The 12,884-nt window shown below is 71.6% G+C and carries 16 protein-coding genes and 1 pseudogene; 12 read left to right on the top strand and 5 right to left on the bottom strand.

All coding sequences use genetic code 11. The annotated features are described in order from the left end of the window. Window positions 1–98 precede the first annotated feature (98 nt). The 4 genes from AC5L35_RS22130 to AC5L35_RS22115 all read left to right on the top strand — a co-directional run bounded on the left by AC5L35_RS22130 (window position 99) and on the right by AC5L35_RS22115 (window position 2,814). Window positions 99–503, top strand: a complete 405-nt coding sequence (locus AC5L35_RS22130) for a GntR family transcriptional regulator (RefSeq protein WP_495061574.1) — start codon at window positions 99–101, stop codon at window positions 501–503. After that, complete coding sequence (locus AC5L35_RS22125; protein ID WP_495061573.1) at window positions 496–1,377, top strand: ATP-binding cassette domain-containing protein; 882 nt, start codon at window positions 496–498, stop codon at window positions 1,375–1,377. The genes AC5L35_RS22130 and AC5L35_RS22125 overlap by 8 nt, the downstream gene beginning before the upstream one ends. Further along, window positions 1,374–2,336 (top strand): ABC-2 membrane transporter-related protein, encoded by a 963-nt coding sequence (locus tag AC5L35_RS22120; RefSeq protein ID WP_495061572.1) that lies wholly within the window; start codon window positions 1,374–1,376, stop codon window positions 2,334–2,336. Before AC5L35_RS22125 ends, AC5L35_RS22120 begins: the two co-directional genes overlap by 4 nt. 100 nt (window positions 2,337–2,436) lie before the next feature. Further along, on the top strand, window positions 2,437–2,814 hold the full coding sequence (locus AC5L35_RS22115; protein WP_495061571.1) for a hypothetical protein: 378 nt from the start codon (window positions 2,437–2,439) through the stop codon (window positions 2,812–2,814). Window positions 2,815–2,817: 3 nt separating this feature from the next. Here the strand turns inward: AC5L35_RS22115 and AC5L35_RS22110 are convergent, their stop codons facing one another. Then, window positions 2,818–3,363, bottom strand: a complete 546-nt coding sequence (locus AC5L35_RS22110; protein WP_495061570.1) for a TetR/AcrR family transcriptional regulator — start codon at window positions 3,361–3,363, stop codon at window positions 2,818–2,820. A gap of 130 nt (window positions 3,364–3,493) precedes the next feature. Between AC5L35_RS22110 and AC5L35_RS22105 the strand changes: the two genes are divergently transcribed. Next, a complete protein-coding gene (locus AC5L35_RS22105) occupies window positions 3,494–4,363 on the top strand; it encodes an oxidoreductase (RefSeq protein WP_495061569.1) in 870 nt (289 codons plus the stop codon). 296 nt (window positions 4,364–4,659) lie between these two features. Here AC5L35_RS22105 and AC5L35_RS22100 read toward each other — a convergent pair. The 3 genes and pseudogenes from AC5L35_RS22100 to AC5L35_RS22090 form a co-directional block, all read right to left on the bottom strand. Further along, a pseudogene (locus AC5L35_RS22100) lies at window positions 4,660–4,881 on the bottom strand (Gfo/Idh/MocA family oxidoreductase); the annotation flags it as partial. Further along, a complete protein-coding gene (locus tag AC5L35_RS22095; protein WP_495061568.1) occupies window positions 4,878–5,351 on the bottom strand; it encodes a zinc-binding dehydrogenase in 474 nt (157 codons plus the stop codon). The pseudogene AC5L35_RS22100 and the gene AC5L35_RS22095, both read right to left, overlap by 4 nt. A gap of 22 nt (window positions 5,352–5,373) precedes the next feature. Continuing rightward, entirely contained in the window at window positions 5,374–6,099 is a 726-nt protein-coding gene (locus tag AC5L35_RS22090; RefSeq protein WP_495061567.1) for an ATP-binding protein, read from the bottom strand. 116 nt (window positions 6,100–6,215) lie between these two features. Here AC5L35_RS22090 and AC5L35_RS22085 point away from each other — a divergent pair, with 116 nt between their 5' ends. Continuing rightward, the gene (locus AC5L35_RS22085) at window positions 6,216–6,923 is read left to right on the top strand and encodes a hypothetical protein (protein WP_495061566.1); all 708 of its coding nucleotides are present in this window, start codon (window positions 6,216–6,218) and stop codon (window positions 6,921–6,923) included. 147 nt (window positions 6,924–7,070) lie between these two features. Here AC5L35_RS22085 and AC5L35_RS22080 read toward each other — a convergent pair whose 3' ends face one another. Beyond that, window positions 7,071–7,784 carry a hypothetical protein gene (locus AC5L35_RS22080; protein WP_495061565.1) on the bottom strand — a complete coding sequence of 238 codons (714 nt, stop codon included), beginning with the start codon at window positions 7,782–7,784 and terminating at the stop codon, window positions 7,071–7,073. A gap of 490 nt (window positions 7,785–8,274) precedes the next feature. Between AC5L35_RS22080 and AC5L35_RS22075 the strand changes: the two genes are divergently transcribed. From AC5L35_RS22075 to AC5L35_RS22050, 6 genes are all read left to right on the top strand, one after another. Then, a complete protein-coding gene (locus AC5L35_RS22075; RefSeq protein WP_495061564.1) occupies window positions 8,275–8,811 on the top strand; it encodes a sigma-70 family RNA polymerase sigma factor in 537 nt (178 codons plus the stop codon). Continuing rightward, window positions 8,811–9,527, top strand: a complete 717-nt coding sequence (locus tag AC5L35_RS22070; protein ID WP_495061563.1) for an anti-sigma factor — start codon at window positions 8,811–8,813, stop codon at window positions 9,525–9,527. Before AC5L35_RS22075 ends, AC5L35_RS22070 begins: the two co-directional genes overlap by 1 nt. A gap of 3 nt (window positions 9,528–9,530) precedes the next feature. After that, complete coding sequence (locus AC5L35_RS22065) at window positions 9,531–10,010, top strand: GNAT family N-acetyltransferase (RefSeq protein WP_495061562.1); 480 nt, start codon at window positions 9,531–9,533, stop codon at window positions 10,008–10,010. A gap of 283 nt (window positions 10,011–10,293) precedes the next feature. Continuing rightward, entirely contained in the window at window positions 10,294–11,088 is a 795-nt protein-coding gene (locus AC5L35_RS22060; protein ID WP_495061561.1) for a hypothetical protein, read from the top strand. Between the two features lie 72 nt (window positions 11,089–11,160). Continuing rightward, a complete protein-coding gene (pip, locus tag AC5L35_RS22055; protein WP_495061560.1) occupies window positions 11,161–12,117 on the top strand; it encodes a prolyl aminopeptidase in 957 nt (318 codons plus the stop codon). 12 nt (window positions 12,118–12,129) lie between these two features. After that, the gene (locus AC5L35_RS22050) at window positions 12,130–12,876 is read left to right on the top strand and encodes a hypothetical protein (RefSeq protein ID WP_495061559.1); all 747 of its coding nucleotides are present in this window, start codon (window positions 12,130–12,132) and stop codon (window positions 12,874–12,876) included. Window positions 12,877–12,884: the final 8 nt, after the last annotated feature.

Below are 12,884 nucleotides of genomic sequence, written 5' to 3'. Positions count from 1 at the left end.
CGCGACGACCGGTGTCGACCGCTCGGTTCCGACGGCCGAGGGGTTGACTTCGCCCGCTCATGGCACCATCGTTCCACTAACTACTTAGTGCTTTGAGGATGTGGTCGGTGGAGTTCCGGATCGAGCGACGCTCCGGGGTGCCCACCTACCTGCAGATCGTCGCCCAGACGAAGCAGGCGCTGCGGCTCGGCGCGTTGCAGCCGGGCGACCGGCTGCCCACCGCGAAGGACGTGGTGAGCCGCACCGCGGTCAATCCCAACACGGTGCTCAAGGCCTATCGCGAGCTCGAACGTGAGGGCCTGGTGGAGCCGCGTCCCGGGCTGGGCACGTTCGTGCTGCGGTCACTCGCCCGCCCCGACTCGGAGGTCGACGCGCAGCTGCGGACCGACCTGGAGCGGTGGATGGAACGGGCCACGGCAGCGGGGCTCGAGCACGAGGACATCGACGCGCTGGTCGCCGACGTCCGCGACCGCCACATTCGGAGGGATGGCAAGGATGGGTGACGGGGTCGTCCTGCGGTTCGACGGGGTCGGCAAGCGTTTCCGACGGCGCTGGGCGCTGCGCGACTGCGAACTGGAGCTGCCACGCGGCCGGATCGCCGCCCTCGTCGGACCAAACGGGGCCGGAAAGACCACCGCGTTCATGCTGGCGAGCGGGCTGACGCGGCCCACGACCGGCCGGGTCGACGTGCTCGGCGTCGACCCCGGGCGCTCCGGGATGGCGGCCGGAGCGAGCTTCGTGGCTCAGGACAAGCCGCTCTACCGCTCCCTTCGGGTGGGCGAGATGCTGCGCACCGGGGCCGTGCTCAACGCACGCGGCCGGTGGGACGCGTCGTACGTGCTCCGGCTGGTCGACGAGGCGGGGATCGGGCTCGGCGAGCGGGTCGGAGAGCTCTCGCCGGGTCAGCGGGCCCGGGTGGCGCTGGCGCTCGCCCTGGGCCGGCGGCCTGAGCTGCTGCTTCTCGACGAGCCGCTGGCCGAGCTGGATCCGCTGGCACGCAAGCAGGTGATGGCGGCCCTGCTCGCCGAGGCCGCCGAGACCGGCACGACGGTGCTGCTGTCCTCCCACGTGATCGCCGACCTCGAGGACGCCTGCGACTACCTCGTCCTGCTCCGCGACGGGCGGGTCCGGCTCTGCGGCGAGGTCGAGGAACTTCTCGGCGCGCACCGGCGCGTCACCGGGCCCGGCGACGCCGCTCCGGGCCTGGCCGCCGGGCACGTGGTGCACGAGTCGACCGTGGGCCGACAGACCACGGCCCTGGTCCGCGGCCCCGACGTGCCGCCCGGGTTCCGGGCGGTGAGCCCGTCCCTGGACGACCTCGTTCTCGGCTATCTGCAGCAGGGAACGGCACCGACGAGCACCGGGAGCGCGGCATGATGTGGCTCGTCTGGCGCAGGCAACGCGCTGCGCTGCTGCTCTGCGCGGTCCTGCTCGCCGGCACCGCGCTCGTCCTCGTCGGCGCACGGCTGCTGCTCGCCGACGCCGCCGCCGATCTCGGCGCCACCGCATGCCTGACCGATCACGCGGCCGGCTGCATCGACGGCGGTCCGGGCCTTGAGCTCTACCACTCCTTCCGCGGCTTCCAGGGTCCCGCGCGGGCCTGGCTGTGGGTGCTCGCCCCGATCGTCGGGATGATCGCCGGAGCCGGGCTGTTCGCGCGCGAGTTCGAGCAGCGCACGCAGGTGTTCGCCCTGACCCAGGCCACCAGCCGGGCCCGCTGGTGGGCCACCGGCATCGCCGTGTCGCTCGTGCCGGTCCTCGTCGCCGTCGCCGGGCTGACGCTCGTCGCGTCGTGGGCTCTGGAGCCGTTCGCGGTGCTCTACGAGCACTACCGCATCGAGCCGGTGGACTTCGACGTGTCCGGCGTGCTGCCGGTCGGCAACGCCCTCCTGGCCTTCGCCATCGCGGCCGCCGCCGGGCTGTTGCTCCGCAACTCGCTCGCCACGATCGTCGTGACCGTCCTCGGCTGGACGCTGGTCTTCTTCGTGGTCCTCTACGACCGCTACGACTACCTGCCCGCCGAAACCACCACCACCCCGCTCGCCGACACCTGGCACGGCTGGGACACGAACACCGGCCCGGGCACCCTCCCGCGGGACTTCGGCTTCCTCGACACCGCGGGCAACCGGATCGACCTGACCACCTTCTACCGTCACTGCCCGCCCCCGGTCGACATGCGCGTCTGCGCGCCCACTATCGGCGCTGTCTCGATCTACCGGGACTACCAGCCGGACTCGAACTACTGGCCGATCCAAGGCGTCGTGGTCGCCGTCATGATCGTGCTCAGCGCCCTGACCCTCGCGCTCGGCAAACTCCGACTCCGCCGAGTGATCTGAGCGCGAGCACCGCCCCGAGGTTCAGGAAAGCCACTTTCCTGCCCGCAGAGGGCCTGAAAGTGGCTTTCCTGAACTTGGGGCGCTCGGCCACACTCCGCCGGTGACGCCCATGCTGCAGCGCATCGGTCCCGCGAGGGGGCGCCGGGCCGTGGGGTGGGTGGGGCCGGCGCTTCTCGCCGCGGTGCTCATCGGCTGCGCCGGCGAGCCGTCACCGCCGGCACCGCAGCAGCCCAGCACGACCGCTCCGCCGCCCGATCCCGTGGCCGTGTGCGTCAACCAGCTCACGTACTGGGTGGCCGAGGACCTCCGCGGGTCTCCCGACCAGGGGTACGACTACCAGCACCGCGGTCTCACGTCGCAGCAGGCTGACGCGCTGCGCGAGATCGTCGACGAGGCCCGCGCCCTCGGCGACTCCCGCCCCGACGCCTTCGTGCCCGACCGTGCGCAGGCCGCGTGCGCGTCGATCGTTCCCCGGTAGTCGTCAGCGCCGGCCCACACCGCCCAGCAGCGTGTCGACGACGAGGTCGGCGGCCTGCGGCGGTTCGATCCGCGGGTAGGCGTGCGCGACGGAGTCGACGAGTTGGTCCAGGACGGCACGGGTCCAACCGGTCGGCATGTCGGCGCGCAGGAGGCCCTCGTCGGCCGCCCGCTGGAGGAACACGTCGAGCCGGTGGCTCTGCTCCTCCCGGCGTGCGTGGGCCTCCGGGTCGGCCCGCATCATCCGGCGCACGTCCACCGGCCACTCCCGGCTGACCGGGACGATGCCCTCCACATAACGGTGCAGGGCCACCGCCACCGGCGCCTCGACGAGCCTGGCGTCGTCGAGCACGCGCTCGGCCGAGTCGAGCTTCGCCTGGAAGACCGCCGCGAGTAGCGCCTCGCGCGTGGTGAAACGCCGGTAGACGGTGCGCCGGTCGACCCCCGCCTCCGCCGCGATGGTGGCGATGCTCGTGGCCGGGTCCTCGGCGAGCAGGCGCGCTCCGGTGCGCAGGACGGCGTCGAGGTTGCGCGCGGCATCAGCTCTCATGGCGACCGCAGGATACCTCGCGTGAGACACATCATTGATCGTCGGCCATGACGGAGTGGCAGAAAACCACTCTAGTGCTACGTTGATGAGACAGTTAGAGCCGCAGGAGATCCGAGGACAGGGGAACGGCATGACCAGGACGTGGCTCATCACCGGTAGCTCGCGGGGCTTCGGTCGCGAACTCGCCGTCGCCGCACTCGAGAAGGGGGACCAGGTCGTCGCCACCGCCCGTCGTCGCGAGCAACTCGAGGACCTCGTCCGGCAGTACGGCGACCGCGTCCGCACGTTCGCACTCGACGTCACCGATGCCGAGGCCGCGCGCGCCGCCGTGCGGTTCGCGGTGGACGAGTTCGGCCGCCTCGACGTGGTTGCCAACAACGCCGGCTACGCCAACTCGTCGGCGATCGAGGAGACCCCGGACGAGGACTTCCGCGCACAGGTGGAGGCCAACTTCTTCGGCGTCGTCAACGTCACGAAGGCCGCCCTGCCGGTACTGCGCGCACAGCGCTCCGGCCACTTCGTGCAGTTCTCCTCCGTGGGCGGGCGCGTGGGTGGTTCCCCGGGCGCCGCCGCGTACCAGGCGGCGAAGTTCGCCGTCGAGGGCTTCTCCGAGGTGCTCAACAACGAGGTGAAGCCGCTGGGCATCAAGGTCACCATCATCGAGCCGGGCGCGTTCCGCACCGACTGGGCGGGCTCGTCGATGCGCCTCGCCCCCGTCGGGCCCGACTACGAGGAGACCGTCGGGGCGATGAACCGCCGGCGCGCCGGCATGGACCGATCGGCACCGGGAGACCCCGCGCGCGGCGCCCGGATCATCGTCGATCTCGTCGACCTCGACGAGCCGCCGCTGCGGCTGCTCCTCGGCTCCGACGCCGTGGAGGCGGCCGAGCGGTCGTCCCGGTCCCGGGCCGCCGAGGCGGCGGAGTGGGCGCCGGTGAGCCGCTCAGCCGACTTTCCGCACGCTGTCCCGTCACGTCCCACGCCGGACAGGCTCCGCTGAAGTTCGCCTACTGGGTGCCCAACGTCAGCGGCGGCCTCGTCACCAGCACCATCGAGCAACGCACGGATTGGGGGTACGACTACATCGAGGCCGAACGCGGCCGAGGCGGTCAACGGCGTCACGCCGTTGGTGACGTCGAAGAGGTAGGCCTGACCGCGGTGGGTGGTCGCACCCCAGGACACCCCGGATCCGACGATGGTCGTGCCGGGTACGTCCCCACGTAACCGGCGTCGACGAGCTCGCGGACCCTGCGGACCTCCGGCACGAACTTGCTCTGCCGGCACCTTGACCGCCACCACGACCAGGTCCACTCCGGGGTGGGCGATCAGGTCAGCAGCGTCGTCGAACGCGTCCACACCGAACGCGGCCGCGGCGGCGTCCGCCGACGCACGGCGGCTGGTGCTGACGGCACGCAGCTCGTAGGCCGGTAGTGCCCGCAGCGCTGGGACGTGCACGTTGGCCGCCCAGCTGGTGGGCCCGGGGCCGGCGCCGATGATGCCGACTCCGATGGTGTTCACACGTTCTCCGGATTCTGGTGGTCGAAGTCGAGGACCAGGCGCCCGCGGACGCCACCTGCCTCGAGGGCCCGATGGGCGTCGGCGGCTCGCTCCGGTGGGAAGGTGCCGGCCACGCGCAGGGACAGCTCCCCCTGCTCGGCGAGACGGCGCAGCTGTTCGAGCTTGTGGCGGGCATGGCCGTACGGCGGGACGAACACCACGCGCGACGACGACGTCGGCACCGAGTCGCCGGACCAGCTCCTCGTCGGACGGCGACGCGTCGGCCAGTACGCGCAGCCCGTCGGCCTTGGCGAGCTGAACGCCATACCCACCGACGGCCCCGCGGCTCCCGTCACCGCGACGGTTCGCCCCGGTGGCAGCCGGAGCAGGTCGAGAGCCAGGCGCGCGGTGAGCCCGTTCAACGGGAGCGTCGCCGCCTCCGCGTGGCTGCTCCCGGCCGGTGCGTGCGCCACCTGGTCCGCGTCGAGCACGAGCGGGCGAACCGCCTGCCCGTCAGGTGGGGAAGGAGGCGCTGCGGGGCACGTTCGTACACGGCCTGCGCGGCGGGCGGCCGAGCAGCCGCTCGCTGGCCTGCATGATCTCCCGCGCCCGCACGTTCGCGGTGCCGGCCTCACCGACGGCGGCAGCGGACCGGCTCCGCGCTTCTGCTGCCCGGCGGATGAGCAGCGCCTGCCGGTACCGCCGGTCGCCGGTCGCCCGGTCGACGGCCGGGCACGAGACCTCCGCCGGGGCCTGTCGGAGCAGTGCCCTGGGCCGCGGAGCAGGCCCGGGCAGCGGGACGGGACAGCTCGTGATCGTCACGACGGTGCCATCGGCGCCGGTACGGACGCCGACGTCCGCCATGCACGCCCGCATGAGGGTGAGGCCGTGGCCCCGGAAGCCGGAGTCAGCAGGCGGGGGGCGCCAGCGGCCCCGGTCGCGGACGACGAGAACCACGAACCGCGTGCGGTGTTCGGTGTGGACTCCCCCGACGACTTCGACGTCACCTGCCGGCACGGACGAGTACCCGTGCTCCACCGCGTTGGTGCACGCCTCGCTGACCGCGAACACGACATCGTCGCGGCCGGCGTCGGGCCACCAGAGCCCACGCAGCCAGCCGTCGACCTCCGCTCGGAAGACCGACAGCGCGGACGGCTCCCCGTGGAGCCGCAGCGACAGCCCGGCCGTGCCTGGCTGCCCGGACGCAACGCCGTGGCCGGAACCGTCCGAGTCAGTCACGCGGGCCAGCATGCCGGGAACTGCGCGTTCCCACCAAGACCTCGCCGCACAGGTCGCACGACCGGTCGGCAGAGGTGCCACCATGGCGGGTGTCGGCGTCAGGGAGGAGCGGTCGCATGGACTGCAGCGGCACGCCTACCGGTTCCTCCGCACCGGCCGAGCGCCGGGACGACGCGGCGGCCGATCGGGACGACGCCGCTGAGGAGCGTGACCTCTCCTCGGCCCGACGTGACCGCACGGCCGAGTCCCGCGACGAGCACGCCGTGGACCGGGAGGTGGCCGCCCACACGCACCGCAGCGAGCTCGGCGACCGGCTCTGGAGCATCCGCGGTCAGATCGTCGAACGCCTGCGGCGGATCGAGGACACCGACATCGACCCGGCCGCGTGGCAGCACCTCACCCCCGCGGCACTGGCGCAGCTGCGCGACCACGCCACCGAGCAGAGCAGGCTGGCCGCGCTCGACCGCGCCGCTGTCCAGTCCCTCATCGACGAGATCCTCACGGAGATCGGGCCGGGTCACGACGAGCGGCGGGCCGCTGCTGCCGACCGCATCGGCTCGGCGTCCGACCGCTCCGCCTCCGCCCAGGACCGCACGGCCTCAGCAGGCGACCGCGACTTCAGCGCCGTCCACCGCGACCAGTCGGCGATCGAACGGGCCCAGCAGGACGTGCCCGGAGGCGTCGCGTCCGCGGACCCGTTCCCCGATTCCCACCTCGACGGCCAGTCGGAGGCGGTCGAGTCGTCCCAGCGGCGCATCGCTGACAGCCGCGAGACCCTTGCCCGCTCCCGCCGGACCACCGGGCCCGGCCACGACGGCCCCTGAGCGACGCCGCGCTTCCTCCGGGTGATCGCGGGCACGACAGCGCCCCGGTGGGCTGCATCACCACCGGGGCGCGCGTGCACGGCCTGCGAGCGGCCGCACGAAGTCCGGGCGGCCGGCGTCGCCGGGCCGCCCGGACTCCTGTGTCCGTCAGTAGCCGCCGGAGGAGGACTGCTGCTGTCCGCTGTCGGATCCCGACGGGGCGCCTGCGGGCGCAGCCTGCTGCGTCGCCTCGGTCTTGCCGCCCTTCGGGTTCACCGCGAACCAGGTGCCGCCGACGCCCTGGCCCTTGAGGTCGCCGGGCTGCTGGTCCTTGGAGAAGTAGTAGACGGGCCAGCCGCCGATGGTCACCTGGCACGTGCCGTCGGGACGCTCGACGTAGCCGACGTTCTTCGCGTCGAGACCGACGGTGTAGATGTCGCCCGGGGACTTCACCAGCAGCGGCGGCCAGGTCGTCGCGCAGTCGCCCGTGCAGTTCGACTTCGACGGCTTCGCGGTGTCCTTGTCGAAGCGGTACAGGGTCATGCCGGCGCTGTCGCTCACGTACGGGCCGATCTGGGTGCTGGCGATCACCTGCAGCTGGATCGTGTTCGACGCGTGATCGGTCGGCGGGGTGACCGCCGCCGTGGACGCCCCGGTGTAGATCTTGACCTTGCCCTGGGTCCGGGTGATGGTGGGTGCCTCGGTGGCGATGACCTGGCCGAACTGCTGCTGCGCCTGGTCCGGGGCCTGCTGCTCCACGGAGGGCGGTGCGGCCGCTGCCGTCAGCGCAGCGGGCGGGGCGGCCGCTGTGCCACAGGCAGCCAGCGCTGCGAGGCCCACGGCGGCGATGACGGCATGCCGGGCAACGGAGCGGAGCATCATGGTGAGTTCCTCGAGATCTGCGGGCCGGTCGCTCCGACCCGTTCGGAGTAGCACACGGATCTGTACCGCATTGCGGTTCCGACATCCGGGGTGATCCACGACACCCCTTCAGGAACGAACCGACCCACGCCCGAGCACGTATTCCATGGAAGGTCGGCAGTTCGGTCTGCCGCGGCCGGCTGCGGCTCTCCGGCGATGGATGAGTCTCCGAAGATCCGGCAAAGAAGATTTGAACCTCACCGCCGTAGGCGACGTGTGGGGGGTGGCCGGTGCTCCGGTCCCAGTTCCCGACTTGAGGGGTTCCATCCATGACGAGGCTCCCGGCGCCCGCCCCGGCCGCGCCGCCCGTCCCGGCTGCCGACGGCGCCCGACGAAGACGCCATCACGCAGAAGCTCGGCGCGGGATCGCGAACATCACGACCGCCGTCGGCACGAGGTGCGAGGCACCCATGTCGTGGGTGAGGGGGAAAGGGACACGTGCGTGGTCGGGATGAGGACGAGGCGGCCGGCGGGGGCCGACGAGGCACTCGTGCGGTCCCTGTTCGACGAGCACGGGAAGGCGATGCTCGCGTACGCCACGAGGCTCACCACTGACCGCGCCGCCGCCGAGGACATCGTCCAGGAGGCACTCGTGAGAGCGTGGCGCAATCCGGACGTCCTGGTGAACGGGAAGGGTTCGGTGCGCGGCTGGTTGCTCACGGTGGTCCGCAACATCGTCACCGACCGGGTGCGGGCACGCAACGCGCGGCCCACCGAGGTGGCCGAGTCGCCGACCTCGGGCCCTGTCGAGCGGGACCACGCGGACCGCGTGGTCGACAGCATGGTGGTGCTCGACGTGCTCGGTCGTCTCTCCATCGAGCACCGCGAGGTGCTCGAGCAGGTGTACCTCCACGGCCGGTCGGTCGACGAGACGGCGAAGGCGCTGGGTATCCCGGCAGGCACCGTGAAGTCCCGATCGCATTACGCGCTGAGGGCACTGCGCCAGATGTTTCCCGAACGGCGGGTAGGGATGGAAGGAGCAGCCTGATGAGTGAGGGACGTGACCATGCGGACATCGATTCCTACGTCGCCGACGAACTGACCCCGAACGAGATCCGAGCCGTCGAGGAGCACCTCGACACCTGCACCGAGTGCCGGGAGGAGGCTGCCGTGCTCCGGGAACTCCAGCAGCTACTGGCGGACATGCCGCCCGAGGTACTGCTCGACGGACCTCCGGATGACGCGGATCTCCTGCTACAACGCACTCTCCGACAGGTGAGAACCGAGTCATCAGCGGTAGAGGGCAGGCGTAGACACCTGGCCGCCGCGGCCGCCGCGGCCGTGGCGGCCGTCGCGCTTGTGGGGGGTGTGCTCGTCGGTCGCGTCACCCTGGGCGAGCAGACGGTCATCGCCGCCGCGCCGCCCGCCTCCACCCAACCGGCCGCGCCGGTCCAGCCCGACACCCGGTACGCGAGCGCGCTCGATCCCGGCACCGGCGCACGGTTGACCGCGGCGATCACGCCGGCAGCCGGCTGGGTGAGGGTCAACGTGGCGGTCACCGGCATTCCCGCCGGGCAGCGCTGCCAGCTGATCGTCATCGGCAAGGACGGCAGCCGGGAGATGGCGGGCGGCTGGCTCGTGTCCGAGCAGGGCGCCAACGGCGGCACCACGCTCGACGGGTCGGCGTTGATCGCTCCCGACGATGTCGCGGGAGTGGCCGTCCAGAACACCGACGGGAAGCAGTTCGTGGAAGCGAAGGTCTGAGACATGACGACGGATCGGCCCTTCGTACCCGAGGGCTTCACGGTTCCGCGGGAGCTGGTCGCCCCGCGGTTCCGGTTGGAGCCACTCGGGCCGGAGCACAACGAGGCCGATCTCGCCGCCTGGACCGGCAGCATCGAGCACATCCGTGCCACGCCGGGGTTCGCGGGCCGGGACTGGCCGCCGGCCACCGGGATGACCCCGGAGGCGAACCTCGCCGACCTGCGCGGGCACGCGCAGGACTTCGCCCGGCGTAGCGGTTTCACCTACACCGTCATCGAACCCACGGGTGGCGAGGTGATCGGGTGCGTCTACATCTACCCCGCGCGCGAAGCCGGCTTCGACACCGAGGTGCGCTGCTGGGTCCGGGCCGACCGGGCCGAGTTGGACGATCCCTTGTACGAGACCGTGGCGCACTGGCTCTCCGCGGAATGGCCGCTGGGGCGGATCGACTTCCCGGGACGCCGCCCGTCCGAGAGATCATAAAGATCCCCGGCCGAATCGCTCGGGTGAGATTCCGGACGCCTTCCTAGATCCGGTCGAGAACGCGCACCGATAGGGTGACGAGATCCGTGGAACCTCCGCGCGCCGTTGCGGCCCGCAACGTCCGGTTCTAACATCCTTTCACCTGCGCCGGGGTGAGTAATTGCCGGATCAGACGGCGTAGGCAGTTCTCCGTTGTCCTCAGCCGCAGAGAAATGGATCCTCGCGGCCGCTCGACGCGGCACGAATGAGTGATCCCGGTTTCTCGGAAGAGCAGGAGATCCACATGACCACACCGGACGAATCGGGCACCGCGCGAACCGGCGTCGACCCGCAGGCCGGGCGCGGCGGTCTACCGGAGCAGGGAACCCCGCCGGGCGGCTACGACCAGGGCGGTGCCGCGCCGACGGCGCCGACCCCGAGCCCGAGCCCGAGCCCCCGAACGACCCCCCCTCCGGCGCCGGCTCCGGTCCCGACGCCGACGCAGACGCCGACGCAGACGTCACCGCCGAGAGCGTCGACGACCAACTGGGCGACGACGACCCCGGCGGCAACCGCGGAGGCGGCGGCGCCATGGCACGACCGCGTGCGGTGGGGAGCGGTGTGGGCGGGCGCCCTGGTCACACTGGCGACGTTCCTCGTCCTGCAGTTGCTGTTCTTCGCCCTCGGCCTGCTCGGCATGGGCTACGGCGGCGGCACCACCACCGGGAGCATCGTCGCCGGCATCCTGGCGTTGGTCGCGTTCTTCGTCGGTGGCCTGCTCGCCGGGGCATCCACGATGTGGCGCCGCGCGGGCGACGGCCTGCTGCACGGTGTGCTCGTCTGGGCGTTGAGCCTGCTCGTGATCGTCACCCTCGCGGTGGTCGGCAGCGGCGCACTGGTGGGGCCGCTGGCCGACCTCTTCGGAGCGGGGCAGCAGCAGAACATCGAGTTCGACCCGGCGCTCGTGCTCAACTCCGCCCGGCGGATGGCGGGCTGGGCCGCGCTCGGACTCGGGGTGTCGGTGGCCGCCGCCGCGCTCGGGGGCGCGCTCGGCTCGAAGATATGGCCCGGCCGGAAAGACCCTGCCGACCTGCGCTGAGCACGACCGGACCCGATCTTCGAGGACCGTCCCGTCCGCCCGTACCGTACCGGCGGACGAAAGGGGACGGGCATGGTCGAGAGCTACCCGCCGATCGAGCCTTACGACCACGGGATGCTCGACGTCGGCGACGGCAACCTCGTGTACTGGGAGACGTGCGGCAACCCCGACGGCAAGCCGGCCGTCGTGGTGCACGGCGGCCCCGGTGGCGGATGCTCCGTCAACGCACGGCGGCAGTTCGACCCCGACCGGTACCGCGCCGTTCTGTTCGACCAGCGCGGATGCGGACGCAGCCTCCCGCACGCCAGCGATCCGGCCACGGACATGTCGGTCAACACCACGGAGCACCTGCTCTCCGACATGGAGCGGCTGCGCGAGCACCTCGGCATCGAACGCTGGCTGCTCTCGGGCGGGTCGTGGGGCAGCACGCTGGCCCTCGCCTACGCCGAGCGCTACCCGCACCGGGTGTCCGAGATCGTGCTCGTCTCCGTCACCACCACCCGGCGATCGGAGATCGACTGGCTCTACCGGGGCGTCGGGCGGTTCTTCCCCGAGGAGTGGGAGCAGTTCCGGGCGGGCGTGCCGGAAGCCGAGCGCGACGGCGACCTCGTGGCCGCCTACGCGCGCCTGATGGAGCATCCCGACCCGCTCGTGCGCCACCGTGCCGCGAACGACTGGTGCACCTGGGAGGACGCGATTCTCTCCCTGGAGCCGAACGGGAAGCCGAACACCTTCAGCGACCGTCCGGCGGACGACGTCCTGGCCCTCGTCCGTATCTGCGCGCACTACTTCTCCCACGGCGCGTGGCTGGAGGAGGGCGCGCTGCTGCGGGACGCCGGCCGCCTCGCGGGCATCCCCGGTGTCCTGATCCACGGCCGCCTCGACATGAGCGGGCCGCTGCACACGGCGTGGGAGCTCGCCCGTGCCTGGCCCGACGCCGAGCTCTTCGCCATCAACGACTCCGGGCACAAGGGCAGCGACGGCATGCGCGACCGGCTGCTCGGCGCTCTCGACACCTTCGCGCGTTAGGAGCGAGAAGGCGTGCTCGAGCTGCTGAAGGTGCTCATCGAGACGATGACCAAAGCCCTGCCTGCTGCGGGGGCGGCTGCCCGGAGCAAGCGGCTGGGCGACATGGGCGCCGAGCTGTTCATGCTGTATGCGCAGCTCAACGAGGCGATGCTCTGTGCCGAGGACATCGTCCAGAGCCTTCGGGTCTACGCCAACCGGATGGCGCGGCACCTGGAGCACGGCGACGACTCCTCCGCACTCGCGGCAGGCGACTGGATTCGCGACATGGTCCAGCAACAGCGTTTCACGCTCGACCGCGTCGGCTCGACGATGAGTCGGTTGAGCATCCAGCTCAACATCCTCGCTCCCGGCTCGATCGCCCGCCTTGCACCGTTGCTCCGTGCGAAGGCGAACGCCCTCGACATCCTGCTGGCCGTCATGGCCCGCGGCGGGTTCCCGATGGCCGAACCGTCGCCGAGGCAGATCGCGGTCCTCCAGGACCCGACCGCTGTCGATGACTACGAGGAGTTCATGCGCTTGGACGCGGTGCGGTCGGTTCTCGAGAACGGCGCCGTGTCCACGGAGCGCCGCTGGGACGAGCACGTGTACGTCATGGTCGTCCACTACCTGGAGATCGAGCGTCCCGAGCAACGTGTGCGTGAGATCCGGTCGCTGCTGGAGGAGATCCGGCAGGTGCTCGACAGCACCTTCTCCCTCCAGGATGTGCTGCTCAGGGTCGGGGACCGCCGGTTCCGGCCGATGTTCGACGACCGCACCTGAGAACCGCC

This window comes from Pseudonocardia sp. OZ21, from assembly GCF_059359135.1.
This window is presented reverse-complemented; position numbering and strand designations above follow the sequence as displayed.

Bases quoted from the DNA above. Each gene is read 5' to 3' on its own strand.
- AC5L35_RS22070 (WP_495061563.1), top strand. From the start codon at position 8,811: ATGAGTGAGGGACGTGACCATGCGGACATCGATTCCTACGTCGCCGAC.
- AC5L35_RS22125 (WP_495061573.1), top strand. From the start codon at position 496: ATGGGTGACGGGGTCGTCCTGCGGTTCGACGGGGTCGGCAAGCGTTTC.
- AC5L35_RS22065 (WP_495061562.1), top strand. From the start codon at position 9,531: ATGACGACGGATCGGCCCTTCGTACCCGAGGGCTTCACGGTTCCGCGG.
- AC5L35_RS22105 (WP_495061569.1), top strand. From the start codon at position 3,494: ATGACCAGGACGTGGCTCATCACCGGTAGCTCGCGGGGCTTCGGTCGC.
- AC5L35_RS22075 (WP_495061564.1), top strand. From the start codon at position 8,275: ATGAGGACGAGGCGGCCGGCGGGGGCCGACGAGGCACTCGTGCGGTCC.
- pip (WP_495061560.1), top strand. From the start codon at position 11,161: ATGGTCGAGAGCTACCCGCCGATCGAGCCTTACGACCACGGGATGCTC.
- AC5L35_RS22120 (WP_495061572.1), top strand. From the start codon at position 1,374: ATGATGTGGCTCGTCTGGCGCAGGCAACGCGCTGCGCTGCTGCTCTGC.
- AC5L35_RS22060 (WP_495061561.1), top strand. From the start codon at position 10,294: ATGACCACACCGGACGAATCGGGCACCGCGCGAACCGGCGTCGACCCG.
- AC5L35_RS22080 (WP_495061565.1), bottom strand. From the start codon at position 7,784: ATGATGCTCCGCTCCGTTGCCCGGCATGCCGTCATCGCCGCCGTGGGC.
- AC5L35_RS22110 (WP_495061570.1), bottom strand. From the start codon at position 3,363: ATGAGAGCTGATGCCGCGCGCAACCTCGACGCCGTCCTGCGCACCGGA.
- AC5L35_RS22085 (WP_495061566.1), top strand. From the start codon at position 6,216: ATGGACTGCAGCGGCACGCCTACCGGTTCCTCCGCACCGGCCGAGCGC.
- AC5L35_RS22130 (WP_495061574.1), top strand. From the start codon at position 99: ATGTGGTCGGTGGAGTTCCGGATCGAGCGACGCTCCGGGGTGCCCACC.